Origin of the sequence: Klebsiella michiganensis (assembly GCA_000963575.1) — a bacterium.
Taxonomy (GTDB): Bacteria; Pseudomonadota; Gammaproteobacteria; order Enterobacterales; family Enterobacteriaceae; genus Cedecea; species Cedecea michiganensis_A.
This window is the reverse complement of the sequence record CP011077.1, coordinates 1,805,283-1,829,681: the sequence shown is the minus strand read 5'-3', so window position 1 is coordinate 1,829,681 and position 24,399 is coordinate 1,805,283. Positions and strand designations below refer to the sequence as shown.

At 52.7% G+C, this 24,399-nt stretch carries 32 protein-coding genes and 2 pseudogenes; 13 read left to right on the top strand and 21 right to left on the bottom strand.

Annotated features, from left to right (window positions below):
- The first annotated feature begins 28 nt into the window (after nt 1-28).
- Together VW41_08680 and VW41_08675 are read left to right on the top strand one after the other, a co-directional pair.
- The gene (locus VW41_08680) at nt 29-532 is read left to right on the top strand and encodes a hypothetical protein (protein ID AJZ89101.1); all 504 of its coding nucleotides are present in this window, start codon (nt 29-31) and stop codon (nt 530-532) included.
- A 255-nt stretch (nt 533-787) separates the two neighbouring features.
- Nucleotides 788-1,234: a membrane protein gene (locus VW41_08675; protein ID AJZ91908.1), complete on the top strand. Its 447-nt coding sequence runs from the start codon at nt 788-790 to the stop codon at nt 1,232-1,234.
- Here VW41_08675 and VW41_08670 read toward each other — a convergent pair.
- The 4 genes from VW41_08670 to VW41_08655 are packed head-to-tail and all read right to left on the bottom strand — an operon-like array spanning nt 1,215 to nt 4,353.
- Entirely contained in the window at nt 1,215-1,910 is a 696-nt protein-coding gene (locus tag VW41_08670; GenBank protein ID AJZ89100.1) for an amino acid ABC transporter permease, read from the bottom strand. The two genes, VW41_08675 and VW41_08670, sit on opposite strands and share 20 nt — an antisense overlap.
- A complete protein-coding gene (locus tag VW41_08665; GenBank protein ID AJZ89099.1) occupies nt 1,900-2,673 on the bottom strand; it encodes a membrane protein in 774 nt (257 codons plus the stop codon). The genes VW41_08670 and VW41_08665 overlap by 11 nt, the downstream gene beginning before the upstream one ends.
- Complete coding sequence (locus VW41_08660) at nt 2,670-3,494, bottom strand: ABC transporter (protein AJZ89098.1); 825 nt, start codon at nt 3,492-3,494, stop codon at nt 2,670-2,672. The genes VW41_08665 and VW41_08660 overlap by 4 nt, the downstream gene beginning before the upstream one ends.
- Before the next feature lies 1 nt (nt 3,495).
- Entirely contained in the window at nt 3,496-4,353 is an 858-nt protein-coding gene (locus VW41_08655; protein AJZ89097.1) for a cysteine ABC transporter substrate-binding protein, read from the bottom strand.
- A 294-nt stretch (nt 4,354-4,647) separates the two neighbouring features.
- Between VW41_08655 and VW41_08650 the strand changes: the two genes are divergently transcribed.
- Nucleotides 4,648-6,183 (top strand): chemotaxis protein, encoded by a 1,536-nt coding sequence (locus VW41_08650; protein AJZ89096.1) that lies wholly within the window; start codon nt 4,648-4,650, stop codon nt 6,181-6,183.
- Here the strand turns inward: VW41_08650 and VW41_08645 are convergent.
- Nucleotides 6,173-6,973 (bottom strand): AraC family transcriptional regulator, encoded by an 801-nt coding sequence (locus tag VW41_08645; protein ID AJZ89095.1) that lies wholly within the window; start codon nt 6,971-6,973, stop codon nt 6,173-6,175. The genes VW41_08650 and VW41_08645 overlap by 11 nt on opposite strands.
- A gap of 98 nt (nt 6,974-7,071) precedes the next feature.
- Between VW41_08645 and VW41_08640 the strand changes: the two genes are divergently transcribed.
- Both VW41_08640 and VW41_08635 read left to right on the top strand, forming a co-directional pair.
- Nucleotides 7,072-8,274 (top strand): membrane protein, encoded by a 1,203-nt coding sequence (locus tag VW41_08640; protein ID AJZ89094.1) that lies wholly within the window; start codon nt 7,072-7,074, stop codon nt 8,272-8,274.
- A 22-nt stretch (nt 8,275-8,296) separates the two neighbouring features.
- A complete protein-coding gene (locus VW41_08635) occupies nt 8,297-9,037 on the top strand; it encodes a methyltransferase (protein AJZ89093.1) in 741 nt (246 codons plus the stop codon).
- 191 nt (nt 9,038-9,228) lie between these two features.
- Here the strand turns inward: VW41_08635 and VW41_08630 are convergent, their stop codons facing one another.
- Nucleotides 9,229-9,936: a hypothetical protein gene (locus VW41_08630; protein AJZ89092.1), complete on the bottom strand. Its 708-nt coding sequence runs from the start codon at nt 9,934-9,936 to the stop codon at nt 9,229-9,231.
- Nucleotides 9,937-10,098: 162 nt separating this feature from the next.
- On the opposite strand from VW41_08630, the gene VW41_08625 reads away from it, so the two are divergent.
- Nucleotides 10,099-10,602, top strand: a complete 504-nt coding sequence (locus tag VW41_08625; GenBank protein AJZ89091.1) for a purine nucleoside phosphorylase — start codon at nt 10,099-10,101, stop codon at nt 10,600-10,602.
- Nucleotides 10,599-10,949 (top strand): MarR family transcripitonal regulator, encoded by a 351-nt coding sequence (locus tag VW41_08620; GenBank protein AJZ89090.1) that lies wholly within the window; start codon nt 10,599-10,601, stop codon nt 10,947-10,949. Before VW41_08625 ends, VW41_08620 begins: the two co-directional genes overlap by 4 nt.
- On the opposite strand, the gene VW41_08615 is transcribed toward VW41_08620, so the two are convergent.
- Together VW41_08615 and VW41_08610 are read right to left on the bottom strand one after the other, a co-directional pair.
- On the bottom strand, nt 10,946-11,251 hold the full coding sequence (locus VW41_08615; protein AJZ89089.1) for a periplasmic protein: 306 nt from the start codon (nt 11,249-11,251) through the stop codon (nt 10,946-10,948). The genes VW41_08620 and VW41_08615 overlap by 4 nt on opposite strands.
- A gap of 93 nt (nt 11,252-11,344) precedes the next feature.
- Nucleotides 11,345-12,223 (bottom strand): LysR family transcriptional regulator, encoded by an 879-nt coding sequence (locus VW41_08610; GenBank protein AJZ91907.1) that lies wholly within the window; start codon nt 12,221-12,223, stop codon nt 11,345-11,347.
- A 131-nt stretch (nt 12,224-12,354) separates the two neighbouring features.
- On the opposite strand from VW41_08610, the gene VW41_08605 reads away from it, so the two are divergent.
- The gene (locus VW41_08605; protein AJZ89088.1) at nt 12,355-13,209 is read left to right on the top strand and encodes a beta-lactamase; all 855 of its coding nucleotides are present in this window, start codon (nt 12,355-12,357) and stop codon (nt 13,207-13,209) included.
- Nucleotides 13,210-13,289: 80 nt separating this feature from the next.
- On the opposite strand, the gene VW41_08600 is transcribed toward VW41_08605, so the two are convergent.
- The 6 genes from VW41_08600 to VW41_08575 all read right to left on the bottom strand — a co-directional run bounded on the left by VW41_08600 (nt 13,290) and on the right by VW41_08575 (nt 16,811).
- Entirely contained in the window at nt 13,290-14,399 is a 1,110-nt protein-coding gene (locus VW41_08600) for a thiamine biosynthesis protein ThiF (protein ID AJZ89087.1), read from the bottom strand.
- A gap of 362 nt (nt 14,400-14,761) precedes the next feature.
- Complete coding sequence (locus tag VW41_08595; GenBank protein ID AJZ89086.1) at nt 14,762-14,920, bottom strand: membrane protein; 159 nt, start codon at nt 14,918-14,920, stop codon at nt 14,762-14,764.
- A 338-nt stretch (nt 14,921-15,258) separates the two neighbouring features.
- Nucleotides 15,259-15,609: a membrane protein gene (locus VW41_08590; GenBank protein ID AJZ91906.1), complete on the bottom strand. Its 351-nt coding sequence runs from the start codon at nt 15,607-15,609 to the stop codon at nt 15,259-15,261.
- Nucleotides 15,610-15,652: 43 nt separating this feature from the next.
- Entirely contained in the window at nt 15,653-15,868 is a 216-nt protein-coding gene (locus VW41_08585; protein ID AJZ89085.1) for a hypothetical protein, read from the bottom strand.
- A 100-nt stretch (nt 15,869-15,968) separates the two neighbouring features.
- Nucleotides 15,969-16,400 (bottom strand): cytoplasmic protein, encoded by a 432-nt coding sequence (locus tag VW41_08580; protein AJZ89084.1) that lies wholly within the window; start codon nt 16,398-16,400, stop codon nt 15,969-15,971.
- 69 nt (nt 16,401-16,469) lie between these two features.
- The gene (locus tag VW41_08575) at nt 16,470-16,811 is read right to left on the bottom strand and encodes a hypothetical protein (GenBank protein ID AJZ89083.1); all 342 of its coding nucleotides are present in this window, start codon (nt 16,809-16,811) and stop codon (nt 16,470-16,472) included.
- Between the two features lie 120 nt (nt 16,812-16,931).
- On the opposite strand from VW41_08575, the gene VW41_08570 reads away from it, so the two are divergent.
- Complete coding sequence (locus VW41_08570) at nt 16,932-17,246, top strand: hypothetical protein (protein ID AJZ89082.1); 315 nt, start codon at nt 16,932-16,934, stop codon at nt 17,244-17,246.
- A 68-nt stretch (nt 17,247-17,314) separates the two neighbouring features.
- Here the strand turns inward: VW41_08570 and VW41_08565 are convergent, their stop codons facing one another.
- From VW41_08565 to VW41_08555, 3 genes are all read right to left on the bottom strand, one after another.
- The gene (locus VW41_08565) at nt 17,315-17,593 is read right to left on the bottom strand and encodes a hypothetical protein (GenBank protein AJZ89081.1); all 279 of its coding nucleotides are present in this window, start codon (nt 17,591-17,593) and stop codon (nt 17,315-17,317) included.
- Nucleotides 17,594-17,732: 139 nt separating this feature from the next.
- Nucleotides 17,733-17,930 (bottom strand): hypothetical protein, encoded by a 198-nt coding sequence (locus VW41_08560; GenBank protein AJZ89080.1) that lies wholly within the window; start codon nt 17,928-17,930, stop codon nt 17,733-17,735.
- A gap of 158 nt (nt 17,931-18,088) precedes the next feature.
- Nucleotides 18,089-18,355 (bottom strand): hypothetical protein, encoded by a 267-nt coding sequence (locus tag VW41_08555; protein ID AJZ89079.1) that lies wholly within the window; start codon nt 18,353-18,355, stop codon nt 18,089-18,091.
- A 94-nt stretch (nt 18,356-18,449) separates the two neighbouring features.
- Between VW41_08555 and VW41_08550 the strand changes: the two genes are divergently transcribed.
- Nucleotides 18,450-18,992: a hypothetical protein gene (locus tag VW41_08550; protein ID AJZ89078.1), complete on the top strand. Its 543-nt coding sequence runs from the start codon at nt 18,450-18,452 to the stop codon at nt 18,990-18,992.
- Nucleotides 18,993-19,027: 35 nt separating this feature from the next.
- Here the strand turns inward: VW41_08550 and VW41_08545 are convergent.
- Nucleotides 19,028-19,138: pseudogene (locus tag VW41_08545) on the bottom strand (NUDIX hydrolase).
- On the opposite strand from VW41_08545, the pseudogene VW41_08540 reads away from it, so the two are divergent.
- Nucleotides 19,133-19,547 (top strand): annotated as a pseudogene (locus VW41_08540) (DeoR faimly transcriptional regulator). The pseudogenes VW41_08545 and VW41_08540 sit on opposite strands and share 6 nt — an antisense overlap.
- Nucleotides 19,548-19,642: 95 nt before the next feature.
- Here the strand turns inward: VW41_08540 and VW41_08535 are convergent.
- Nucleotides 19,643-20,551: a LysR family transcriptional regulator gene (locus VW41_08535; GenBank protein ID AJZ89077.1), complete on the bottom strand. Its 909-nt coding sequence runs from the start codon at nt 20,549-20,551 to the stop codon at nt 19,643-19,645.
- A gap of 103 nt (nt 20,552-20,654) precedes the next feature.
- Here VW41_08535 and VW41_08530 point away from each other — a divergent pair, with 103 nt between their 5' ends.
- Nucleotides 20,655-21,863, top strand: coding sequence for an MFS transporter (locus tag VW41_08530; protein ID AJZ89076.1), 1,209 nt, complete (start codon nt 20,655-20,657; stop codon nt 21,861-21,863).
- 393 nt (nt 21,864-22,256) lie between these two features.
- Complete coding sequence (locus tag VW41_08525) at nt 22,257-22,802, top strand: isochorismatase (protein ID AJZ89075.1); 546 nt, start codon at nt 22,257-22,259, stop codon at nt 22,800-22,802.
- 77 nt (nt 22,803-22,879) lie between these two features.
- Here the strand turns inward: VW41_08525 and VW41_08520 are convergent, their stop codons facing one another.
- Both VW41_08520 and VW41_08515 read right to left on the bottom strand, forming a co-directional pair.
- Nucleotides 22,880-23,116, bottom strand: a complete 237-nt coding sequence (locus VW41_08520; protein AJZ89074.1) for a hypothetical protein — start codon at nt 23,114-23,116, stop codon at nt 22,880-22,882.
- A gap of 373 nt (nt 23,117-23,489) precedes the next feature.
- On the bottom strand, nt 23,490-24,371 hold the full coding sequence (locus VW41_08515) for a hypothetical protein (protein ID AJZ89073.1): 882 nt from the start codon (nt 24,369-24,371) through the stop codon (nt 23,490-23,492).
- Between the last annotated feature and the right edge of the window lie 28 nt (nt 24,372-24,399).

The following is a 24,399-nucleotide window of genomic DNA, read 5'->3' as shown; positions in this document are numbered from 1 at the left end:
GCTTAGAAAGGCGACAAGAGGCAGCGCAATGACACCCCACGCAAAAGGTGAAGACGTTCATCAACAACTCATCGAGTTACTCGAGCAACAGCGGGCACGCTACCGCGTGGTGAACCACGTCGCGGCCGGAAAATGTGAAGAGGTCTCGGCTATCCGCGGAACCGAACTTGGCCAGGGCGCAAAGGCGCTGGTCTGCAAAGTCAAAGGCAATGGCGTCAAGCTACATGTGCTGGCCATTCTTGCGGCGGATAAACAAGCCGATCTGAGCCAGCTGGCACTGCATCTGGGCGGCCTGAAAGCGTCGCTGGCAAGCCCGGCTGAAGTGGATGAACTCACCCGATGTGTGTTTGGCGCCATCCCACCGTTCAGCTTTCACGCACAGCTGCGGCTGGTGGCCGACCCGTCTATTTTCGAGCGTTTTTCGGAAATTGCCTTCAATGCAGGATTGCTGGAAAAGTCAGTGGTGATGGATACGCAGGATTACTTGCGCATTGCACGCCCGGAGCTGGTCAATTTTCATCGCCCCGAATAGTTACCCGAGGCGTTCGAGACAGAGGACAGACAGCACCAACCCCGAAGCGATCCCGAGAAATGCGGCTGTGATGCAAATCGTATCGAATAACGCTGGGTCGCTCATCCTTTTCTCCTGTAAGTCATCGCCCGCTGTCAAACCGCTCAATTATTGACCTAAAAAATGACAGAATGATGAACGGCCACAGAATCTCTGCCGGCCATTCGCCACAACAATAAAAGTGAAGAACCTCTTATTTGGCAAGGATATATGATGATTTTTGACCCCACGCTTTTGATCCTTCTGGCCCTGGCTGGATTAGGTTTTGTCAGCCATAACACCACCGTCGCAGTTTCAATTCTCGTGCTGATCATTGTGCGCGTGACCCCGCTGAACACCTTCTTTCCGTGGATTGAGAAACAGGGCCTGACGGTGGGGATTATTATTCTGACTATCGGCGTGATGGCCCCGATAGCCAGCGGCACCCTGCCCGCCAGCAACCTGATCCACTCTTTCACCCACTGGAAATCACTGGTGGCGATTGCCGTGGGGATTGCCGTGTCCTGGCTCGGCGGGCGCGGCGTGACGCTGATGGGAAGCCAACCGGGTCTGGTGGGCGGTCTGCTGGTTGGCACCGTCCTTGGCGTCGCCCTGTTCCGCGGCGTACCCGTTGGGCCGCTGATCGCCGCCGGGCTGGTTTCCCTTATTGTGGGTAAGCAGTAGCCCCCTGCCGCTGCCAGCGATGGATGCGCCAGGCAAGCGTGCTGCACAGCAGGTAATAGACCAGGCCGGTAAAGATGAAAATCGCCGCCGGGTATATCTGCACCCGGCTGTTGACCTGCCCGGCCACAGTTGTCAGTTCCGGTACGTTGACGATAAACGCCAGCGATGTGTCTTTGATAAGCGAGATAAATAGCCCGGCAAATGACGGCAAAGCGTTGCGCAGCGCCAGGGGCAGCAGTACCAGCCTCAGCGTTTGCCACGGCGTAAAACCGCCGGCGATAGCCGCCTCATTTTGCCCCTTCGCCAGCGCATTCAGCGCCGCCAGCGTGGTGTACATCACCGCCGCAGAGGTGAACCAGGCCAGTGCCAGCGTGACGGTTAATGGCCCCGGTAAATCACGCCCGGTAATGGCGGGCAGCAGGAAATAGAGCCAGAAGATAACAAATATCAGCGGAATGCCGCGGATCAGATCGGCCCAGATGAAGAGCACGCGCCGAACCATGCCGCCGTAACGCCAGGCGGCACAGGCCAGCAATAAACCGAGCACAAGGGCAAGCCCGCCAGCGCCCACGGCCATTATCAGCGTTAGCAGCACGCCCCCAGGTTCACCCTGAGCCATTCTGCCCCACAGTAAATAGTCGAGATTGTCGGTAATAACCGAAACGTTAGCTACCATGCTGTGCCTCCGGTTTTATTCCCCCTGCCTTATGCGGCCCAGGTTTCCCTGGAGCAAAGAGTGTAAACAGCCCGCTCATTGCCAGCCCCAGCAGCAGATAAAGCATCGTGCCTGCGGCAAAAGCCCCCAGCGCATGGGCGTTATAACTTTCAATCCGACGCACCTGACTGGTGAGTTCGGCAAAGCCAATTCCGGTGGCCAGCGAAGAGAGTTTCATCAGATTGAGATATTGCCCGACCACCGGCTGCCAGGCGTTGACCACGCCCTGCGGCAGCAGTACGGTACGAAAGAGCTGCCACTCAGAGAAGCCCTGAGAAAGCGCGGCTTCGGTTTGCCCCTTCGGCACCGCCTGTAATCCGCTGCGGATCTCTTCCACCAAAAATGCCGAGGTGAAAACCCCTAACCCCCACGCCGCACAGAGAAACTCCGGCGTCAGCCACCAGACGCCGCCGGGCAGCTGAGACCAACTGTGATCGTCGTTAATAAACCCGCGCCAGCTCTGCGGGAGCGCGTTCCACGCGGCGAAATACCAGAACAGAAGCTGCACCAGCAAAGGCGTATTCCGAAAAACGGAAACCCAGCTCGCCGTGAAGTAGCGCCCCGCCCGGCCACCGGCGAGCCGTAGCCCCAGCAGCAGAACGGCAAACAGCGTGGCAATCATCATCCCGGCGAGCGTCACCCACGCGGTAGTCAGCAAACCGGAGATAAGCCAGGCCCGAGGCGCCCCGCTTAACACTCCCGCCCAGTCAAAGTAGTTGTTCATAGCTCGGCCCTGGCGTCGGCATGCAGCGGATCGAGTACCTTTTGCAGAAAACGACGGGCGCGGGGATGCTGTGGCGAACGGAAAAACTGCGCCGGTGCCGCCTGCTCGAGAATGGCCCCCCCATCAATGAACACTACGCGGTCGGCTATTTCACGGGCGAACTGCATCTCATGCGTGACCACAATCATGGTAATGCCGCTGTGGGCGAGATCTTTCATCACCTGCAGAACTTCACCGATCATCTCCGGGTCGAGGGCCGAAGTCGGTTCGTCAAACAGGATAATTTGCGGCGAAGAAGCCAGCGCCCGGGCAATAGCCACGCGCTGCTGCTGCCCCCCGGAAAGCTGCGCCGGATAATGCCGGGCTTTTTCTGCGAGGCCGACCCGGGCAAGCAGCGCCAGAGCCTGCTGGTGCGCCGCCTCACGCTTCCAGCCGTGAACATGCGTTAAGGACAGCGTAATGTTTTGCTCCGCCGTCAGGTGGGCGTAAAGGTTAAACTGCTGAAACACAAAACCGATCCGGCTCCGCAGGCGGCGCAGCGCGCTGTTATTTAGCTCTCGGGTTGGTTTGCCATCGATGAAAATATCGCCATCGCTGAGGGTCTCCAGCTGGTTGATAAGCCGTATCAGGGTGGATTTTCCCGAGCCCGATGGGCCGCAAATCGCCACCACTTCCCCGGCCGCAATCGTCAGGTCTATCTCGCGCAGGACGGATGTTTCACCATAGTTTTTACTCGCTTTGCGAAACTCAACGCTGGCGGACTGCAGATGCAAAAAATCCGCAGCCGAAGCTGCGGACAAATGAGGCGGTCTTTTAAACATATTATTTGGCTACAATTTTAAAGCTGCGCGGCTGCGGGGTTTTGCTGTCGGGGCCAAACCAGGCATTGTAGATTTGCTCTGCCTGGCCATTTTGTTCCAGCTTCACCAGCTCGTCGTTAACCGCTTTCAAAAGGGCCGGCTCTCCTTTCTTCACGCCAACGCCAATCTCTTCCTTGCTCAGCAAATCCGGCAGGATTTTAAACTTCGCCTTATCCGGCGCTTCGGCCAGTAGCCCGGCAAGAATAGTGCTGTCCTGAGTGATAGCCTGGACGTTACCGTTGCGCAGCGCGGTAAACGCCAGTGGAATATCATCATAAGAAAGCACTCGAATTGACGGGAAACGCTGTACCAGCGCCTGTTCTCCGGTGGTGCCTTTAACCGCACCCACGCGCCCTTTCGCGTAATCATCAAGCTTATCCGGCCCGGATGCCGGCACCAGGAACTGCTGCCCGGTCACAAAATAAGGGGTAGAGAAGTCCACCACCTGGGCACGTTCCGGCGTAATCGTGATATCCGCCACGATCAGGTCAACCTTACCGGACTGCAGGAGCGGAATACGGTTGGCCGGGTTGGTGGCTACCAGCTCAAGCTTAACGCCCAGAGATTTGGCCAGTGCTTTCGCGAAATCAACGTCATAGCCCACGATATCGTGTGTTTTAGCATCTATTGAGCCAAAAGGTGGATTTGCGTCAAAAGTGGCCACTTTAACCACTCCCGCTTTTTGAATATCCGCCAGCTGGTCTGCGTGAACCGCGGTGGAGGCCAGGCCGGACAGGGCCAAAGCCAAAGCAGAGAGCGTTAACTTACGTTGCGTTGTACTGTGTGTAATTGTGTGCGTTAAAGCCTTTACCTGTGCCATTGATTTTCCTTGTTATCCCGTCTGTGAGCGAGCTATGTCTTTACGCTCGCACAAGCGCCGTCACCTCGCCAATGCTTAATCCTGCATTGCATATGCAGAAAACATATTAGTTAATCGTGAGTTAAATCTTTTACTTATAGATTTAACAAATAATTGAGTTAAGTGATTATTTTAAAAATAAAAAACTGACGATTTATGGCATAAATTTGTGACTAACCCGGTAGTTTTCAGATTTGGCGGAAAAGTTTCCCTTCTCCTGGACCGATAAGCTTTTCAAATAATAGGAGAGGCAAAATGAAATCACTGGCTCACAATTTGTTGTTATTAATTTGCTGTTCGATTTTGATGTCCGCCCTGGTTACCGCCATTTCACTCTACGGCAGCCACCGAAGTGCCCAAAGTACGGAAAGTGGCCTGCTGGCCAAAGATCTGATGTCCGACATCAAGCCGGCGCCGGTGTATTTAATTGAGCTGCGTCTGGTGCTTTCGCGCGTGGTGGAAGGCACGCTGAGCGTCGATCAGGCCGATGCCGAAATCAAGCGCCTCAGCGCGCAATGGCATCAGCGGGTTGACTACTGGAAAGCCACCCTGCCGCCTGAGCTGCAGCAAAACCTGCTCGGGGAGCAGTACAATGCCGGGATGGCGATGATTAAAGATGCCAACGATCTAGTGGAACTTATCCGCTCTGGCGCCCCGACGCCGCTGTTTGAAAAGCTGAAAGCGGCCGATAAAGACTTTTTCGCCCACCAAAAAGGCATTGAGTCATTTGTCAAAGCCTCCGCCGACTATGCCGATAACGCGGTGGAAAAAGCCCAACACAGCAGCGCCAACTCTACCCAATGGCAGTTGATTGGTTCCGGCGCTGCCGTGCTGCTGTTACTGGTGGTCGGCTGGTGGGTACACCGCACAATTTTCCGCTCGCTGGGCGGAGAGCCAAGTGAAGTGGCCGAGATTGCCAACGCCGTAGCCTGCGGGGATCTTACCCGCGAAGTGAAAGTGCGCGACGGCGACAGAACCAGCGTCATGGCCGCGATGGAAACCATGTGCCAGCAGTTAACCATGGTCATCCATCTGGTTCACGAAAGCAGCAACCAGATTTCCACCCGCTCCAGCGAAATTGCCAGCGGCAATATTGACCTGGCTTCCCGCACCGAAGAGCAGGCCAGCGCGCTTGAGCAAACGGCTTCATCCATGGAAGAGATGACCGCCACGGTTAAGCAAAACGCAGAAAATGCCCAGAGCGCCAGCCAGTTGGCCAATACCGCCTCGAGAAGCGCGGAACAGGGCGGCGCGGTAGTGGCGCAGGTCGTGGAAACCATGGACGGTATTTCAAGCTCCGCCAACAAAATCACCGACATCATCGGCGTTATCGACAGCATCGCCTTCCAGACCAACATTCTGGCGCTCAACGCGGCGGTGGAAGCCGCCCGGGCCGGCGATCAGGGGCGCGGTTTTGCGGTTGTGGCAGGCGAAGTTCGCAGCCTGGCCCAGCGCAGCGCCAGCGCGGCCAAAGAGATTAAAGAACTGATTGAAGATTCGGTGCATCAGGTGGCCAGCGGCAGCAAGCTGGTGAACGAGGCAGGCAAAACCATCAACACCGTGGTGCAGGACGTGAAGCGTGTCGCCGCGTTGATGGTGGAGATTACCCACGCCAGCGATGAGCAAAGCAGCGGCATTGAGCAGGTCAGCACGGCTATCAGCCAGATGGATGTCACCACCCAGCAAAACGCGGCGATGGTGAACCAGGCCTCCGAAGCGGCGGAATCGCTGCTGGCGCAGACCTATGAGCTGAATACCGCCGTGTCTCAGTTTAAGCTGGCTAGTCTGTAAAATCGTCCCCGCCCAGGGTGCTTAAATAGCGCCCTGGCGTGGTGCCAAGCGCCTTTTTAAACATGGTAATAAACGCCGTGGTGGAGTCGTACCCCAGCGACTCCGCCACGTTTTGCACAGTCATCCCGCTTATCAAATAACGCAGCGCAACGATGAGCTGCATCTGCTGCCGCCAGCGTATAAAACTCAGACCCGTTTCTTTCACCACCAGCCGGGCAAGATTGCGCTCGCTCATCGCCATTTCATCGGCCCACTGGGCCAGCGTTCTCTTTTCCTTCAGATTTTTCGCCATGCTGTCCGCCATCGCACGTATTTTGGGGTGCGAGGAGATTGGTAGCTGGAGCTGTTCCACCGGCTGATGGGGCAGCTCATCGAACAACACCTGCACCAGCCGTTGAGTGGGCGCGCAGCCGAGATGTTCATGGGCAACGTTAGACAAACGCAGAATCAGTTCCCGCACCAGCGGCGAGATCTTCAGCGTGCAACACTCCTGCGGCATGGCAACCACATCCGGCTCAATAAACAAAAAACAGAGCCGCGCGTCCGCCGTCACCCGGTTACTGTGCGGCATTTTCCCCGGCACCCAAACCGCATACTGCGGCGGCACCATCCACATCGAGTTGCTCACTTCGCTGGTGATGCCACCGTGGAGCGCCAGAATCAGCTGCCCTTTTCGGTGAGTGTGGATGGGCTTTTCGTTATAGGTTTGCGCGGCGCGAATGCGAAATGCCAGCGCGGGCGTCACGATGCTGTCCGGGTCAAAACCTTCGAGATCCAGGTCACGTTCCATAGCATGTCCGAATTTAGCGATAATCTGTCATTTTAGCTTGATTCGTAAAAAGGCAGAAGCGTGTATCTTTGCCTTACCGTTTTTCAGGATACCAACACATGACTTCCACGACTTCAGCGAGCAAGCAGAACCGAGCCCTGCTTCTGCTCGGCATTCTGATGATTGCCACTACCCTGCGCGTCACCTTTACCGGCGCGGCACCGCTGCTGGATATGGTGCGCGATGCACTTGCGCTGTCCACCGCACAGATCGGGATTTTAACCACCCTGCCCCTGCTGGCCTTTGCGGTTGTTTCCCCGCTTGCCGCCGGGATCGCCCGCCGCTTTGGCACCGAGCGCAGCCTGTTTGGCGCGCTGTTGATCATTTGTGCCGGGATTGCTTTGCGCTCCGCCGGCCACGCCGCACTGCTGTATATCGGCACGGCAATCATCGGCTGCGGGATAGCCATGGGCAACGTGCTGCTGCCCAGCCTGCTTAAGCGCGACTTCCCCGGCCAGGTCGCCAAACTCACCGGTGCTTACTCGCTAACGATGGGCGTTGCCGCCGCGCTGGGCTCCGTGATGGTGGTACCGATTGCCCTGCACGGCTTTGGCTGGTCCGGGGCAATGCTGTCGCTGATGATCTTCCCGCTGCTGGCGCTGATTGTCTGGCTGCCGCAGCTTGGCAGCAGCACGGTGATGAACCTTTCCGGCAACCCGGCGCTGCACAGCCGCGGTATCTGGTCCTCGCCGCTGGCGTGGCAGGTCACCCTGTATCTTGGCATTAACTCCCTGGTGTATTACGTGATTATCGGCTGGCTGCCTTCCATTCTGATAAGCCACGGCTACAACGAAGCTGAGGCCGGGTCGATACACGGCATTCTGCAGCTCGCCACCGCCATTCCGGGGCTGTTTGTCGGCCTGATCTTAAGCCGCCTGAAAGACCAGCGTGGGATTGCCGCTCTGATGGCGCTGCTGTGGTGCATGGCGACGCTCGGCCTGTGGTTGCTGCCGGCCTTCTCCATCTTCTGGGTATCGCTCGGCGGGTTTGGCTCCGGCGCGGCAATGATCCTGGGGCTCTCGTTCATTGGCATGCGCACCGGCTCCGCGCATCAGGCGGCGGCGCTGTCCGGCATGGCACAGTGCGTAGGCTATCTTCTGGCCGCCTTTGGCCCACCGGTGATGGGGAAAATTCATGACATCACGGGCAGTTGGGCAATACCTTTATTGGGTTGCGCGCTACTTTCTGTCGTCATGGGCATCTTTGGGGCTTATGCTGGGCGTCAGAAAGAGATTGGCGCGGCGGAAAAAGCCGCTGGCTGAGCAGGCCCGCAAGGAGGATCGAATGGCATCATCTGCACCGCAAAACATTTTTGACGACCCGGTATTTTTTGAAAATTACCGTCAGTTACGCGAGCAAGACTCCGGCCTTAACGGGCTGCTGGAGATCCCCGAGCTTTACTCTCTGCTGCCCGCGCTGGATGGCCTGAAGATCCTCGACCTGGGCTGTGGCTTTGGCGACTTTGCCCGTTTCGCCCGCGCCCACGGGGCGGCAAGCGTAACCGGTTTTGATATCTCGGAAAAAATGCTGGCTCAGGCGCGCGCCGCAACCCAGGACGCAAACATCAGCTACCACAATTTACCCCTGGAGCAGTTCTCGCCGAAGGGTGAAACCTGGGATCTGGCTATTTCGTCGCTGGCGCTGCACTACATCGAAGATTTTGCCCGGCTGAGCAACGCTATCTTTGCCGCGTTAAAACCCGGCGGGGAGTTTATCTTCTCCGTGGAGCACCCGATGTGCACCGCTTTCCCGGTAGGCTGGCAGCCGTACAAAGAAGAAGTTATCTGGCCGGTCAATCACTACCACCAGCAAGGCTTACGCCACACCAGCTGGTTCATGGAGGATGTGCAAAAATACCATCGCACCACGGAAACCTATGTGAATACCCTGCTCGACAGCGGCTTTGCTCTCACCCGAATGCTGGAAACTAAGCCGACGGCAGAAACCCTTGCGCAGCACCCGCGGCTGGCCAAAGAGATGCGCCGCCCGGCCTTTTTGATTCTCCGGGCGACGAAACCTCGTTAAAGAGAAAGCCCGCGATGCGATTTAAGCCAGAACCGTGCCTCACTTTATGCCCGGTACTGAATTAACCCGCAGATTCGCTTCTTTTTTACCCTCACCCTCCCCTGAGGGTGAGGGTAAAAACAATATTCTCAACGGCCTGTTTTCCCTCTCGCCCCTTTGGGGAGAGGGTTGGGGTAAGGGGCCTTTCTGTTTTATCTCTCCGCGGCGGCCAGAAAAGCCTCAACCAACGGGGAGGGTTTTCCTTTCAGCGCATTTCGCTCATGCTGGAACAGCGTCGCCACAAAGAACGGATGCCCCTGCAGTTCAACCGCGCGGATCTCGCCCTGTTTATCCCAGCCGGTTGGCTTCAGCGGTTCGTCGGCAAGCGCGGTGGCAAACAGCTCCGCGATACCGTAGTTGCAGTGGTATCCCTCTTCAATTTCCGTCTTGCCATAGGCGCGCCCGGCGACGGAATCGGCCAGCAGTGTAATCGTGTCCGAAACTTCGACCAGCGAGCAGCTCAGGCGTCCAATCACCAGCCGCCCTTCGCTTGCGGTTTCCGCATGGCCAGCATCTTCCCAGCCGAGCACGTTACGCGCATATTCCACTACCGCATACTGGAACCCGGCACAGGTACCGAGGAAAGGCACCCCGTTTTCTCGGGCAAAGCGAATGGCAAGATAAGCTGCGTCTTCGTTCAGGTAGGGGCTGGAAGGCACGCACCAGATTGCATCGTAGCCCACCAGATCTTCAGGGCTGGTCACGTCCAGCGAGGAGACCCAGTCATAATCCGCGCTGATGCCTAGCACGGCAGCGGCATTATCTAACGCCTGAGGAATGGCCTGATGCGCAATCACCGCCGGGTTATAATCACCGATAAGCGCAATACGTAAAGTGGATTTCAACTGTGAGTCTGACATGCTTCTGTTGGCCTTATGTTTGAGGGAAGAGAACAACATAAGGAATGATAGAGTAGGCGTTTTGCTTTACGCTGGCAACCGCAAAAATTGGCAGTCTTTCGCCTCTTTCCGCCATGGCAAACAATGTAGTAACGTGTCAGGTTCACTTCTGCGAACAAGAATATGAAAGCAAAAATACTGGTTAGCGCCTGCCTGATGGGGTTCAAAGTCCGCTATGACGGCCGCGAAAAATCGCAAACTGGCGCCGCCCTCGCCCGACTGCAGGCTGAAGGTCGCCTGGTTATCCACTGCCCAGAACTCGCCGCCGGACTGCCAACGCCGCGTCTCCCCGCTGAACTTAGCGGAGGCAGCGGGGAAGCCGCCCTGCAAGGTCGCGCCGTGATTCTGGAAAGCGATGGCAAAGACGTCACCGAACCTTATCTTCTTGCCGCCTGGCTCGCGCTTCAAACCGCCCGGGAGAATAACTGCCTGTTTGCTATCCTTACCGACGGCAGCCCAACCTGCGGCAGCCAGAAGATTTACGATGGCCACTTTGCAGGCAAAACAAGGCCGGGCCAGGGCGTAGCGGCAGCGCTGTTGCGTCAGCACGGCATCGAAGTCTTTGCCGACCATCAGATCCCGCTGTTGCTGAGCAGGCTAGAGGTCGTCGATAAGGAGGAGGCATGATCCGCTGCAAACGAGTCTATGAAGCCCCGGCTGAAGATGATGGCTACCGCGTCCTGGTGGACAGGCTGTGGCCAAGGGGGATGAAAAAAAGCGATTTGCGCTATGATGAATGGCCAAAGGAACTGACGCCCTCAAACGAGCTACGCAAGGCCTTTCACAGCGAAACCATCGACTTTGCGGCGTTCAGCGAGAGCTACAGACAAGAGCTAGAGCAACATCAGGACGCTGCCCGGGAGCTTGCCAGACATGGCGATAACGGCATCCTGACCTTGCTGTATGGCGCAAAAAATACCGACCAGAACCATGCGCTGGTACTGGCGGACTTTTTACGCCACTGCCGGGATTAATAGCTGAGGTGAAGCTCGTCTTCCTGCGGGGAAAAATCTTTGTCCAACGGCATTAAATGTTCGGCGCGCACGAAAGCGTAGCCCTGCCGGCCATCAAAGGCAATAACTTCGCCGGTTACCAGCCACAGCGGATAGTTTGCCTCCGGCGGCAACTGTGTCACCACGCCGGTTACCGGATTAACAAAGCGCTCCCCCGGCTGGCACAGCCCGAACAGTTCAACCGCTTTACCAATATTCACCCGCCCGGCGGCGGTACGCGCGCCGATAATCATCGCCAGGCCGCCCGGTTTTAATTGAAACATTGCTGCTCCCCTCACTTTTTCGCCGCAAGATCAGAACATTCCTGGGGCAAAAAGTAAACGGTATGGCCAGCTGAAACTAAGGTTTTTCTTAAATTATTTTGCGAGCCTGTCCGACAGCGCCGCAAGAAACAGCCTCAGCGCGGCAGGCAGATAGCTCCGGCTCCGGTATATACCGTAGATCCCCATCGAACGCGGCGGCCAGGCCTCAAGCACCTTAACCAGTTCTCCACTCTCGAACCGTGGCTTCGCATCCTGAACCGGCAGCATGGCAATCCCCACCCCGTCCGCTACCGCGTCCATCAGCACGACAGAGTCATTGGCACTAAAATTACCGCTAACCTCAACGTTCAGCGGCTCGCCGTTTTCATCCACCATTTGCCAGATATTGCGCAGGAAATAGCTATATTGCAGGCAATTGTGGTGCTCAAGATCGCCCGGCGTGCGGGGCATCCCTCTTTTCTCAATGTAGGACGGCGAGGCATAAAGCCGGGAGTCACATTCCCCCAGACGGCGGGCAATAATATTGGGATCGAGATCGTTGGTAATGCGAATAGCCAGATCGATACGCTCCTCAATCATATTCACCGCCTGGCTGCTAACGTGCAGCTCCACTCTAATGTCAGGATAGTCGCGCAGGAAATCGGACAAGAAAGGCACAATGTAATACCGGGCGCCAAACTGTGAACAGGCCACCCGTAGGGTACCCGAAGGCAAATCCTGCTGCTTCTGCGCCGCAATATTTTCCGCCACCTCGTTGAGCGCCCGGGTTTGCTGCAGCACCCGCTCACCGGTGGGCGTTATCGTCAGTTTCCGGGAGGATCGGTGCAGCAGCCGCTCTCCCGCCCAGTGCTCCATTTGCTCGAGATAGCGGCTAACCATTGGCCGGGACATATTTAACGCTCGCGCCGCCGCACTCAGGCTGCCCAGCTCGCAAATGCGGGTATAGACTTTTGCAGCAATGATTCTGTCCATTCCTTCGCCCATCTGTTCGATTTATGAAACTCATATTACCTGAATAAGGCCATTACGATTCACAAAATGCAATTTACACTGTTTCTCATTCCCAACCGGACCCATTGATTCAGTTAATCAGGATATAGCAGATGAAAACTCACACCCTTGCCGCCGCGACCGCCACGCTGTTATTCAGCAGCGCAAGTTTTGCCGCCCCGCTAACGCTTGATGTTTATAACCCTCAGGATAAGGGCGTCTTCCCGGTCACCTCTACGCTTGTCAGCGGCCCAACGGAAGCCACGCTGGTAGATGCCCAGTTCAGCGTCAAAGACGGTGAAGCGCTGGTGAAGATGATTCAGCACAGCGGCAAAAAACTGACCCGCGTTCTCATCACCGCCGGCGACCCGGATTACTACTTTGGCCTGGAGCCGATTGTTAAGGCTTATCCGCAGGTGAAAATTGAGGCCACACCGCTGGTCGTGGACCATATCAACAAAACTAAAGCAGAGAAGCTCAAATACTGGGGCCCTATCCTGAAAGATGGCGCGCCGAAAGAGGTCTTTGTGCCGCAGGTGACGCACGCGACAACCTTTACCGTTGACGGCGAAAAAATTGAGCTGCGCCAGCCCGCTTCTCACGCGGCGTATCTGTGGATCCCGGCCAATAAAACGATCCTCGGCGGCGTCGGCGTCAGCTCTGGTATTCACGTCTGGACCGCCGATTCCCAGACCAAAGCCGCCCGCCAGGAGTGGCGCGATGTGCTGGATGAAATGGCGGCCCTGAAGCCGCAGCGCGTGATCCCGGGACACTATATTGGCAAGGTCAATCCAGGGGCGGCCCCGGTGGTCTTCACCGGCGACTATTTAGCCGACTTTGAGCTGGCGCTGAAGAAAGGCAAAAGTGCCCCGGTAATTGCTGAGATGAAGCAAAAATATCCGGGCCTGGCCGATGAAAGCTCGCTGGAGATGAGCGCCAAAGTGAATACCGGCGAAATGAAGTGGTAATTCGCTAAACGTAAAAAGGGAGCCAAGGCTCCCTTTAATATTACGCACAAATTAAAAAGGGAGCCTGCGCTCCCTGTTTATTATTTGAAGTCGACCTTCATCAGCTCAGGAATCGAATAATCCCGGGTGGTTTCCACACAGCGGCTGATGTAATCCACAAAGCGCGGTGGCGGAGACATGCCTAAATCCAGCAGCTTCTCGTTGGAGAAACGGACGTTCAGCATAGAGAACTCCCCGTACAGGCGCATCGCACGCAGCATCAAACGCTCATTGCACGGCCCGTAAATGGATTTGAAGCTTCTGCGGCTCTTCACCAGTTCGCTGTAATCCACCTGCTCGTAATTGGAGAAGATAGGCGTCTGGTTCAGCGCGCTGGACATCGCTTCATCGATGTCAGCAAAACGAATGCTGCTCACATCCCCGGCGGAGATATGGTAGATCTTCTCTTTCAGCGAATCACTCTTCGCCAGCAGGAGCAGCGCTTCTGCGCAATAGTCCACCGGAATAACGTCGATTTTGTCATCCAGGGAGCACATGAATTTCCCGAGCATCAGCACCATGCGGAAGACCCAGAAGATGCTGCTGGACGGGCGGCAGCCCTGCTCGCTGTGGCCGACCACGATGGACGGACGAGCGATAACCAGCGGCAGCTGCGGGAACTGCTCGGACATCATGCGTTCGATGGTAGATTTAGACCAGGTGTACTGCACCAGGTGCTCTTCTTCTGGCTTGCTCGACATACTTTCGGTCACCAGCGTACCTGCATCTGGTACACAGGACATCGCGGTGCCGACGTGCAGGAAACGCTGCAGGCCCTTCACCTGGGACATACGGCGAGCAAACTGTAACGTACCCTCGACGTTTACCTTCCAGATCAGCGCATTCTCGCCAAACGATGCAACCGCCGCACAGTTAACAACGTGCGTGACGCTGGACAGTCTTTCATCATCGAGAAAATGCTCAGGCTCGGCTAAATCACCCAGCAATATATTTTCCGGGTTAATTTGTGCCAGCTGTGCTTCAGTACAGCCGAAATTAGCAAGGTTATTTCTGATTCTGGCCACGCCCTCCTGAGGAGAGTTCGCTCGCACCAATAACAATACGGAATTGAAAGATGATTCAGAGAGGGATCGGGCTAAAACCGCGCCGCCCAGGAAACCTGTCGCACCGGTAATCAAAAGTTGACTCATTATTATAACCTCAGGAGTGAAAACACGAGCATAGTAAGATGGCAAAAATAAACGCTTCCTCAATAAAGCGGATTACCCATACATAATGCCCAGCACTTTCGTGTAACGGTTTGTACATCCTTGTTTTAAAAGAAAAATAACCATTAAGAAATTAATTTCAGACGTAATTATTTTGACTATTTAATGATGTCGGGAATATTAAGAAAACCTTAATAGACGATAAACAAAACCGCTATTTCTCGGCAAAGATGAACTCTTTTAAATTTGCAGGAAATAAAAAGCCCACAAAAGTGGGCCAGAAGTGGGTTACAAAAACAGTCATCTTTTCCGGGCCGAAGGTGGCCCGACAGTGGCCGGGCAGGTCATTCCCGGGTTTGCACCCAGAACGCATGAATCAGGCCGGGGAAGTAGCCCAGCAGGGTAAGGATGATATTGAGGATGAAGGCCCAGCCAAAACCTTTGCCGATAAGCACACCCAATGGTGGCAGGATAATTGTGAAAACGACTCGCCAAAACCCCATATAAACTCCTGATAAATTCGGTTAATCCATGCTAAAAAACGACTTACCTTTAAAGCGTAGACGAATCTTAGACGTTTGCTCAGACCGATTATTCTGGAAAATTTAGTTTTATAACTCATCGTCGAAAAAAAATATCATGTGGCCCTTGCTAACCATAACAACTCAGGATAATTTCTTGCCTTCGGTAGCTTGATGAACCCTCATTCCGCTATCGAAATATGCCTATATTTCTCCTCCACTGGAGGGGCCGGAACCACTCAAAAAAAGATCCGGTCGATCACCAATTATATTAATGATGATAGCCTTATGGTGACCCGGCGTTTGCCGGGTTTTTTCGATTATATTCCCGCGAATAATGCAATCAACGCCAATGCCGCAGGTGCGGCCTGTACATAAAGTATTTTTTTGCTGGCGGTTAAACCGCCAAATAAACCAGCGACCAGCACGCAAATAAGGAAAAACAGTTTAAATTCATAGCCGCTGCTCGCCGCCAGCAGCCCATAAATTAATCCTACCGCTAAAAAGCCGTTGTACAGCCCCTGATTCGCCGCCAGGGTTTTCGACTGACGCGCAAACTCGGGAGACAACCCAAAAGCCTTTCTCCCCGCAGGCTTATCCCACAGCACCATTTCAAGCACCAGAATATAAAGGTGAATCACAGCCACCAGGCCGATAAGAATATTGGCAATCATTGGCAATTCCTGCAGGGGTTATAGTCTCGACGGCCGCCGGCTAAACTTCATAGCCAAGCGCCTTGATCACCTGCTCCATCGCTTCACTGGTCAGCGGGGAGCGTTTGATTTTATGATTTGCCAGCATGGTTCTGACCACGCCGGCAATCACGATATGTTTAGGCTCCTGCCCAAGATCCCGCATTTCCAGCACCACCTTGCCTACCACGCGGCACATCTCCTGATACAACACTTCATCTTTTGCTTTTTTATCCATCTCGCCTCCAGCTTATCTGTTTGATCTTACAGTAGCATTTAACGCCATCGGCGACTAAAAATAGCAAAATAATTTTTCACGCTTTTTGGAACAGCTCACGTTACAGGTTAGCTTCCGGTGAAATGCGTTCCACCAGCATAAACTCTTCAAATATTAAGGGCATATCTTCAGAAAATTCGCCATTTCGCTCAAAAAAGAGCTGATGCTCGCGCCGCCACCAGGAAAGGCTTAAATCCCCTTCCCCCTCCTTGCGGGCCTGCTCTGCACTGACCTGTGAAAACTTCAGAGTCATTACAGACAGCGTTTGGATAACACACACCGGGTCCCCGCTGCCGTTTAGAATAATGCTATATCCACCGGGCACGGGAGCTTCATCCCCGCTCTCATGGACTGGAGCCGCGGAGCATGTCGCTGTTTTACGCCCCTTTAAAACTAAATCCACCAGCTCGTCAGCCAGTTCAGGCGAATCGCCAAATGCCCATACCTGGGCATTGGCATATTTCTTTTGGTAGTCAGTGAGTCGCTTAGACATGGACTATTTCCCTCTCCTTTTGGGATTGAAATCCCCCCGCACAAGCCAGAGCACGACGTTATTCTATCTTCAGCGCTGGCTTTGAAACTGTTTCGATCGCAAATAATCCTCTTCAACCTGCATTTCAAACAATGTTTTTGAAGGGATGGCCAGGCAGGCCTGCATTTGCTGGCTCGCCAGATCGTATTCCAGGTGATGGCCGTTATTTAGCGGAGAGCTTCCGATTTGACGCCAGACTTCCCGGGAAGGCCATTGGGCATAGCCTATAAAATTTCCATTTTGATTCCTGTGCAGGCGCGAACCTAAAGAGCCACTCAACCGATAAATCCCTTCGGTTCTTTTAGCCCACGCGCGAATAAACGCCTCTTCCTGGCCAGCTTTGACGACAAATTCATACATCGCAATAAACATGTTAACCTCGGATACAGTTGAACGTATTCTTGATCGTAGAGAAAGGCAGAAGAAACATGTCTATTATTGTGCCCTGCCCTGCCATCAGACAATGACATTAACGGACAAACGAAAATCAATATGAAATATCAGTATCTGTTGCCACTTTTATTACTGGCGGGATGTGTCTCCCCGCCTCAACATCAGGGCGTTAACTGGGGGGAAGGAAATTGCCCACGCCCTGCCGTCGATAATATTTCCCCTGACAATACCCTGGTGCTGGAAGAGGGGAAAACGCTCAAATGCCAGATCCGGCCTTACGTATCACGCATGGCCTGCCAGGGCATCACCGATAAAACCGGCGCGGATGGGGTAATTTGCCAGAACAGTAGCGGAAAACAGGTGGCATTTCTGTTTGATAAGAAAGGGGTGCTCACGCAGCATCGATTTTTCTAGCGCATTGGCGATAAAATGAACCCACAATGAGAGCCCGCGGGCCCTCATTGTTCGAAATGGCAACCAGTCTAATCAAATTTAAATATTATGTCCGAGCATCTCATGATTTTATTTTTCTCTCGAGCGGATTTTGAATAAGGATCGTTGAGTCGTTTTGGGTCACTTTTATCAAGCTTGTCATAGATGTTAAGCTCCTCATTCTCTTCACCGCCCACGCCCAGGCAAATATTCGCGTAACGGCCTGGCTTATTTTCCGATTCTCCCCACACCAGCTCCGATGCAGGTTTATTCGCAGCATACGCATGGGCGGTTAGCAACACAGCGCAGATGATAAGCATCTTATTCATAAACAATCCCTTTTATGATAATGATAATCAACTGCAATTTTAACATTTTCGTGTGGCGTAAAGACAATCAGTTTAAAACTGAACATTATTGGCCAAAGCAGTAAAAAATTGGCGTACTGAAAGACGGCCCTGAACACGCTTACCCCAGGATCAGGACATCAACCGCCCTCTGTACCGCCACATCATCCAGGCCATTGGTATAGAGCTTATGTACCATATCGGCTATCGACTCGCGCGATAACGCCTCTTTTCGCGCCAGCAGCTGTACAACAGCCGCCCCGATTACCTGCAACGTTTCAGGATGAAGCTCCTCGAAGGCGTGCTGGTCCTTGTCCATACTTACTCCATAAATAAAATTCCCTGTCTTTCTAAACTAGCACAAGAGAACTCGGACAAAACGGGGATCTTGTCCTAATCCGCTTCCCTTTTACAACGTCGGCAAATAACTCATTGATACAACTCTGTAACATTTCACGGATTTTTTATGTCTGAATTTTACAAGAGGAAAAATGCCCACCGAATACTGACCTGTTCAACATCTTCGGAAGCGATTATCATTAAAAAATATATGGGCACTTCGGGGGAAGTATGCTGCATTTTGATGTCTTTGGCCGCCGAATGGGCGTAAAAAAAGTAGGTGAACAATGGCTGCTTTATCGCGTTGATCCCAATGAGGGGAAATATTCCCGGATTTATGATGTGGTCATCCCGGCATGGCTCGAGGAGGAGGAACTTCCCGGCTGGCTCGGGGATATTTACCATGAGGCAGCGAGTGAAAAGTATCCGGATGTCCGCGTAATTAATTCCGCAGCGTCGCCCTCAGGCAAAGCTTGAGCATATAATAAGGCTGGCATTTATGAGCAGAAGGCTTAACAGGGATCCTCGCACTAAAATCAGAAATATACCCAGACGCTTAAACGCGCTTGCCCATTGGGCCACAACGTTTAATAACCCTGAACGCGCTTTGTTCTCAGAAGATGAGTATTACTGGAATTTTAAAATCCCGGTAGAGATCAATCTTGTTCAGGGGAAATACAGCAAACTTAAAACCAGGGCCGCTTGTGCTCAGGCTTTAATTAACGCGTGTTCAAATCTTATTAAGGCCACTGCTGATATTAATTATCAGCCACGGATTACCACTGTTATATGCCTCCCGGATATGTTTACAAGCGAACTCTGTTTATATCGCTCGGAGGAGTATTACCAGAGCTTCATCACTGAACACCAGTCTGAGAAAGGCGCTTCTACATTGATCAAAGATCGCAGCCTTGCTGCTGAATGGGGACTCGTTCTGCCGGCTAATGTACAGGAGCTGGGTATCACGCTCGAAGACTATAGCAGCGAAGACCGTGATGAATGGTTCTGCGGGGAACGCTGGTATTATGGCCAGGTCATGTGAACGGGCTGCGTTGACGTGATGCAGGCTTCCCTGCATCATGCCTGCGGAATGTCTCCCAGCCGGGAATACACCGCCAGTCCATGCTGACGAGCCACCTCAATGTCCATATCAGCCCCTTTAGACTCGCCTTCAATACGGTATATGGCCCCAGCGTTGCTTTGGGGCTGATCGATAAACCTTTCATCGAGGTGATTTTGATTGGTGGCCGGCTGTACAAGCACTCAATTGTTACCGTTGGGGCGGCGGCTATTGAAGGCATCAGCAATATTCACGCGGATATTTTCTTTATGGGTGTGACGGGCGTGCACCCCGAAGCGGGGTTAACCACGGGGGATTACGAAGAAGCATGCATAAAACGTGCACTTTCCGGCAGAGCGGCAGAGCGGCAGAGCGGCAGAGACAGTCGTGCTGGCGTCACCGGAAAAGATCAACACCGCCTCATCATTCGTTATCGGCGACCTGGGATTAATCAACACGGTCGTGATTAACAGCGACACCGATGAGAATTGGGTCAACAGCATGGAAGCAAAAGGTATCACGGTGATGAAAGCTTAATGCCCGTTTACCAGCAGGCTCAGCCCGGATGGAGTGGGCCTGCGAGTGGCACAAAGTGAACAAACTGCGGCTATTCTAATATTGCCTTATATTTCTCAGGATATATGACTCAATTCCTGATGTATAAAATCAATCAGCGCTCTTATTTTACCGGGTAAATAACGCCGGTCGGAATACAGTGCATACAACTGCAGTGGGGCTGCCGATTGTTCAAACTCAATCTCGATTAACCGGCCATCGTTAATGTAGGGCTGGCAGGCTTGTTTCGCCAGAATGGCAAACCCGACACCGGAGACCGCCGCTCGCCCCGCCATCTCTCCGCTGTTGACCCGATAATGACTTTTCACCTTAATCGTCTCGAATCCCCCCTTTTTATTAACGAACTGCCAGGGTGCCCCTTTCAGGGCACTGACCGTGGTAATACAGGGCAATTCTTCAAATTGCTGTATACGAGCAGGCGTACCGTAACGCTGAATGACGGACGGCGCTGCCACAATGGTGCAAGGGATGGTCAACAGATGACGGGCGATGTAGTCGCTGTCATCCATCTGACCGCGACTAACAATAATCGCTAAATCCAGATCGTCCCGCAGGGATTCGAACCCGGACAGATTGGTGACGCAGCTGATTTCCAGGTCCGGGTGCCGGCAGGCGAAGTCGGCAATAACAGACCCGAGCAATGCAGGCCCCAGTTCATTAGGAATACAGATACGCAACGGGCCCTTGAGTTGCACTTGCCGCAAAGTCAGTTCTGTCTCAGTTTGCTCGAGCGCCTCCACTAATGGCTTCGCTCGGGTAAAGAGCAAATGCCCTGCCTGAGTGAGTTTCATATGTCGGGTACTGCGTTCAATGAGCTTCAGATTCAGTTTTTCTTCTAACTGAGCAATACAGCGGCTTACATTGGATGTCGGCATTTCAAGCACTTTCGATGCCCCGACAAAACTTTCTCTTTCCACCACGGCGATAAACACTTTCAGGGTATTAAAATCAAGAGCCGGACGCATCCACTATCCCATAAATGATAATAATAAGTGCCATTTCTACCACCTAATCACCCACTTTGATAGCAGTTAAACTCAGGCATCTTTCATCCACAGGTTGCCTGCTATGCCCCCGGTCACACAGATATTTAACGATAAATCCCTTATGCGGATAGCGCTTATCATGGCTTTTATCCAGTTCACTAACGCGCTGGAATACATGATGTTCAATCCTGTTTTTGCTTTTATGGCCGCAGATTTCTCGGTTCCCGTCGCCTTCGCAGGCTATGTTTCCGGGATGTATACGTTCGGCGCAGTTCTGTCGGGCATTATTGCCTTCTACTGGATAGGTGGTTTCAATAAGAAACGTTTTTTAATCGCCAATATGGCGCTGCTGGGTCTGCTGACGCTTTTGACCACTTTCACCGCCAGTTTTAGCCTCCTGCTGGCATTACGATTCTGTGCGGGCCTGGTAGGAGGGACGACAATGGGAGTGGGCATTAGCATATTGATCAACCACGCCCCGGCTAACTTGCGCGGAAAAATGCTGGCAACGGTGATTGCGTCATTTTCGATGGTCAGCATCGCAGGCATGCCCACGATATTATTTCTATGTACTCATTACGGCTGGCATACCGCGTTGTGGTTAATCAGTACCCTGTGTTTGTTAGCCTTGCCACTGATTGTCTCCTTTATCCCTCGGGATCCGGTCTCTGGCGGCGCATTCCCTGCACTGCCTCTTGATACGAATACTTTACTGTTCGCGTCAGGTAATGCACTGGTGCAGTTTAGCCCGATGCTGATCATCCCGGTTCTGGTGCCATTAATGACCCAGTTGCTGGGTGCTTCTGTGAACCAGTTGCCCGGGCTGTTCTTCGCCGGGGGGATTGCCGGGTACCTGTCTACTAAAATAACGGGCGCCTTAACCTCCCGCTTTTCTGCTTTGAGTCTGGCTACGGGCTCAACCGTCGTTTTTATACTGAGTTTACTACTTCCCTTTCTGGGCTATCCCCATGCGGCGCTGTTTATTATTTTATTTCTCGGGGCATCTTACGGTCGCCTGGTTTCATCTTCGGCGCTTACCATCCAGTTTCCTGATGACAGGCAACGAGCGGGATTTGCTTCCCTACAGACCTCAATCATGTATTTGATGACTACTGTCGCATTTTTCCTGTCCGCTTTTCTATTACCCGAGCATGACATAGCCCCACAGAATATGAACTCTTTGCTGGCGCTATGCGCCATCTCCGCATCAGGGTTCCCAGTTATCGTGATTATTTTGCAGAAGAAACTGGCTACACGGGCAATTCAGGCTGAACGCCTGATGAGTGATTAGTCTAGTGGCTGATGCGTGCAATGTGGACGGAAAGCAAGGACGCCAGGTTCGCGCTGAGCGAAGCGCGGAATTTGGTTTAATATCTTTGCCCGCGTGGTATATGGCAGCTAAAGCTCGACGTCCTTCAGGGAGAATAGTTGTTGAAAATGGTATTTACTCAGTGCTACAAGAAAAGGGCAGTTTGTATAATGACTACTCCAGAGACTCAACGAATACAAGAAGATCATAAAATGATTACATCAGCTCAGCCAGCAACCACAGTCACCACCACCGGTACCTTCATCGGTGTGGACGGATCTGTGACTGGCTTCTGACGAAACAGACTCTAAATCCCCGCCAAACCGGACGGGGAAAAAAATATCTCCGTTCATAACCCTCTGAATGGAGAAAAATATGATTTTATCTGAAAATGCACTTTTAATTATCGACATGCAGCAGGGACTTTTCCGTGGCCCCACTTCCCCGTATACCTCTGACGCCGTTCTGTTAAATATTCGACTGCTGATTGAAAAAGCGAGGCAGGCTCAGGTGCCCGTTTTTTTTGCCCGCCACACCGGCCCCAATGATTCCCGATTCTCAGAACAAAGTCCGTTAACACAACTGATACCCGAACTGAACGTAAACGCTGAACAGGATGTGGTGTTTATTAAAAAATTTCCTAACTGCTTTCGTGATACAGCGCTTCAGCTTCAGCTCAGACAGCGAGGTGTGAAACAGCTGGTTATCGCCGGTATGAAAACAGAATTTTGTGTGGATACTACCTGCCGCGCAGCGCCAGAACTGGGGTTCGGGACCGTGCTGATTTCAGATGCGCATACAACAATGGATAACGAATATTTGTCAGCGAGTGAAATCATCGCCCATCACAACGTTACGCTGGCTGGACCGTTTGTGACACTCGCCACAGCAGCTGGCTGGTGCTTTCATTCTGAGAAATGAGTGTTAACCTGGAGCCGCCCCACGGCGGCTAAAAATCCTAATGTTCGCTTTCGTCACAAAGTGGACGTTCAGCCCCATCATGATTCCTGCTTTGCTGGAGGCAGCAATTTTTTCGCTTCATGAATGAGCTTTTCAATCTCTACCAGAGGGATGCATCCTTCATAGCCTGAAAAAGAGAACTCATGAGTTACATCGGAATAGAAGACTTCAGCAATTTGCCGAAGCGGGGATGTTCCAGCCTCAGATAGTTCGAGATACATACCATCACGGATGACATCGCTTCCACGGGTTAGGTTGTACTTAACCTTAGCCATAACGTTTATTTTCCATTTTTCATGTTAATGACACTTCTGGTCGAACGCCATAAAATCTAAAATATATCCCAGAAGGTAGTTTGCACAAATCCGCTCTGAGCGAGGAGCGAACCTTGTATTCACACCTAAACGCCCTCTTACTCTGTTGTTCCCTGATGAAATACCAATTTCAATTAAGAATTACCCAGCCGAAATATCCCAACATGATAAGGGAAGAGATGCACTGCTGTGCATCTGGATTCAATGTTTTGTGGTGCAAAATGCGAAATTATCTCTAACGCTGTTAAGTCGGAACATTTTCTTCACCAGAAAGAGCTTAGATTGTCTCTGCACGATCAACTAACACGCCCGGAGTAATTCGACGAACCGGGGATCACTTCCAGTATTCGTATTTTGTCGTCATCACGGCTTTATGCTTGTCCGCATATTGTTTACCCGTTCGATCGGTTGGGACGATGGAGATATCCATATTGGCGCGTACGCATTCTCCATGTGAATTCCACTCCTCGCAGGTGGTAAGGGTTTTTTCGATGGTGAAATACGTCTGGGTCTTGCTGAGAGACAGCTCACGCCCCTTGTTATCATAGGAATACTCTTCGATGGTTGAAGGGGATTCAGTTTTGATCAGGCGATGGTTGTCATCATAGTTGTATACAAGAGTATAATTTTCTATCGCCAAACTGCCTTTGTTTACCGTCTGCGCCAGCAATCCTGATGCATTGAAAACATAGTCTATTGTGCCCACAGTGGTTTTGTCTTTATCTCCTGGCTTACTGGCCGCGATAATCGAGCGGTTAACCGCATGGCTGATAATTCCCTTATCGTTAAGCTGGTACATTCCCTCCAGAGTCTGCCGATATAATTGCGTAGTCTTGTCAGTGTTGTTATCGGCCACGACCCCATTTGCGTCCACCTGGATGCGCCAGCCAAATTCAGTTTTATTCAACTGAATTTCACTGTTTGCTGTGAAAACTGTTTTCGGGCCTGTTGAGGTTTTGACCTCTTTTATACGGCTGCCAAGTAGCTCACCGCATTGGCTAAAGTTGCTTTGAGCCGATACGCGGAGATATCCATCAGGGCTATCAACAGTGATTTCAACAGATTTGGGGACTTCTGTTTTTGCCTGCTGGCTCAGGAGGATAAAATTGTTCAGTTTGTTTTTAGCGAAGTCCTCCGCTGTGCATTGTGCTGCATGAGTCTGGAATGTGCAGAAGAATAAAAAAGTCATGAACAGATTTTTATTATTAAATAGCATTGTTGGTTGTCCTTATGAACGAAGTTTG

Coding starts and splice junctions, on each gene's coding strand:
- VW41_08680 (AJZ89101.1), top strand. CDS start 29: ATGACACCCCACGCAAAAGGTGAAGACGTTCATCAACAACTCATCGAG.
- VW41_08670 (AJZ89100.1), bottom strand. CDS start 1,910: ATGGTAGCTAACGTTTCGGTTATTACCGACAATCTCGACTATTTACTG.
- VW41_08665 (AJZ89099.1), bottom strand. CDS start 2,673: ATGAACAACTACTTTGACTGGGCGGGAGTGTTAAGCGGGGCGCCTCGG.
- VW41_08660 (AJZ89098.1), bottom strand. CDS start 3,494: ATGTTTAAAAGACCGCCTCATTTGTCCGCAGCTTCGGCTGCGGATTTT.
- VW41_08655 (AJZ89097.1), bottom strand. CDS start 4,353: ATGGCACAGGTAAAGGCTTTAACGCACACAATTACACACAGTACAACG.
- VW41_08650 (AJZ89096.1), top strand. CDS start 4,648: ATGAAATCACTGGCTCACAATTTGTTGTTATTAATTTGCTGTTCGATT.
- VW41_08645 (AJZ89095.1), bottom strand. CDS start 6,973: ATGGAACGTGACCTGGATCTCGAAGGTTTTGACCCGGACAGCATCGTG.
- VW41_08640 (AJZ89094.1), top strand. CDS start 7,072: ATGACTTCCACGACTTCAGCGAGCAAGCAGAACCGAGCCCTGCTTCTG.
- VW41_08635 (AJZ89093.1), top strand. CDS start 8,297: ATGGCATCATCTGCACCGCAAAACATTTTTGACGACCCGGTATTTTTT.
- VW41_08630 (AJZ89092.1), bottom strand. CDS start 9,936: ATGTCAGACTCACAGTTGAAATCCACTTTACGTATTGCGCTTATCGGT.
- VW41_08625 (AJZ89091.1), top strand. CDS start 10,099: ATGAAAGCAAAAATACTGGTTAGCGCCTGCCTGATGGGGTTCAAAGTC.
- VW41_08620 (AJZ89090.1), top strand. CDS start 10,599: ATGATCCGCTGCAAACGAGTCTATGAAGCCCCGGCTGAAGATGATGGC.
- VW41_08615 (AJZ89089.1), bottom strand. CDS start 11,251: ATGTTTCAATTAAAACCGGGCGGCCTGGCGATGATTATCGGCGCGCGT.
- VW41_08610 (AJZ91907.1), bottom strand. CDS start 12,223: ATGGACAGAATCATTGCTGCAAAAGTCTATACCCGCATTTGCGAGCTG.
- VW41_08605 (AJZ89088.1), top strand. CDS start 12,355: ATGAAAACTCACACCCTTGCCGCCGCGACCGCCACGCTGTTATTCAGC.
- VW41_08600 (AJZ89087.1), bottom strand. CDS start 14,399: ATGAGTCAACTTTTGATTACCGGTGCGACAGGTTTCCTGGGCGGCGCG.
- VW41_08595 (AJZ89086.1), bottom strand. CDS start 14,920: ATGGGGTTTTGGCGAGTCGTTTTCACAATTATCCTGCCACCATTGGGT.
- VW41_08585 (AJZ89085.1), bottom strand. CDS start 15,868: ATGGATAAAAAAGCAAAAGATGAAGTGTTGTATCAGGAGATGTGCCGC.
- VW41_08580 (AJZ89084.1), bottom strand. CDS start 16,400: ATGTCTAAGCGACTCACTGACTACCAAAAGAAATATGCCAATGCCCAG.
- VW41_08575 (AJZ89083.1), bottom strand. CDS start 16,811: ATGTTTATTGCGATGTATGAATTTGTCGTCAAAGCTGGCCAGGAAGAG.
- VW41_08570 (AJZ89082.1), top strand. CDS start 16,932: ATGAAATATCAGTATCTGTTGCCACTTTTATTACTGGCGGGATGTGTC.
- VW41_08565 (AJZ89081.1), bottom strand. CDS start 17,593: ATGAATAAGATGCTTATCATCTGCGCTGTGTTGCTAACCGCCCATGCG.
- VW41_08560 (AJZ89080.1), bottom strand. CDS start 17,930: ATGGACAAGGACCAGCACGCCTTCGAGGAGCTTCATCCTGAAACGTTG.
- VW41_08555 (AJZ89079.1), bottom strand. CDS start 18,355: ATGGTAAATATCCCCGAGCCAGCCGGGAAGTTCCTCCTCCTCGAGCCA.
- VW41_08550 (AJZ89078.1), top strand. CDS start 18,450: ATGAGCAGAAGGCTTAACAGGGATCCTCGCACTAAAATCAGAAATATA.
- VW41_08535 (AJZ89077.1), bottom strand. CDS start 20,551: ATGCGTCCGGCTCTTGATTTTAATACCCTGAAAGTGTTTATCGCCGTG.
- VW41_08530 (AJZ89076.1), top strand. CDS start 20,655: ATGCCCCCGGTCACACAGATATTTAACGATAAATCCCTTATGCGGATA.
- VW41_08525 (AJZ89075.1), top strand. CDS start 22,257: ATGATTTTATCTGAAAATGCACTTTTAATTATCGACATGCAGCAGGGA.
- VW41_08520 (AJZ89074.1), bottom strand. CDS start 23,116: ATGGCTAAGGTTAAGTACAACCTAACCCGTGGAAGCGATGTCATCCGT.
- VW41_08515 (AJZ89073.1), bottom strand. CDS start 24,371: ATGCTATTTAATAATAAAAATCTGTTCATGACTTTTTTATTCTTCTGC.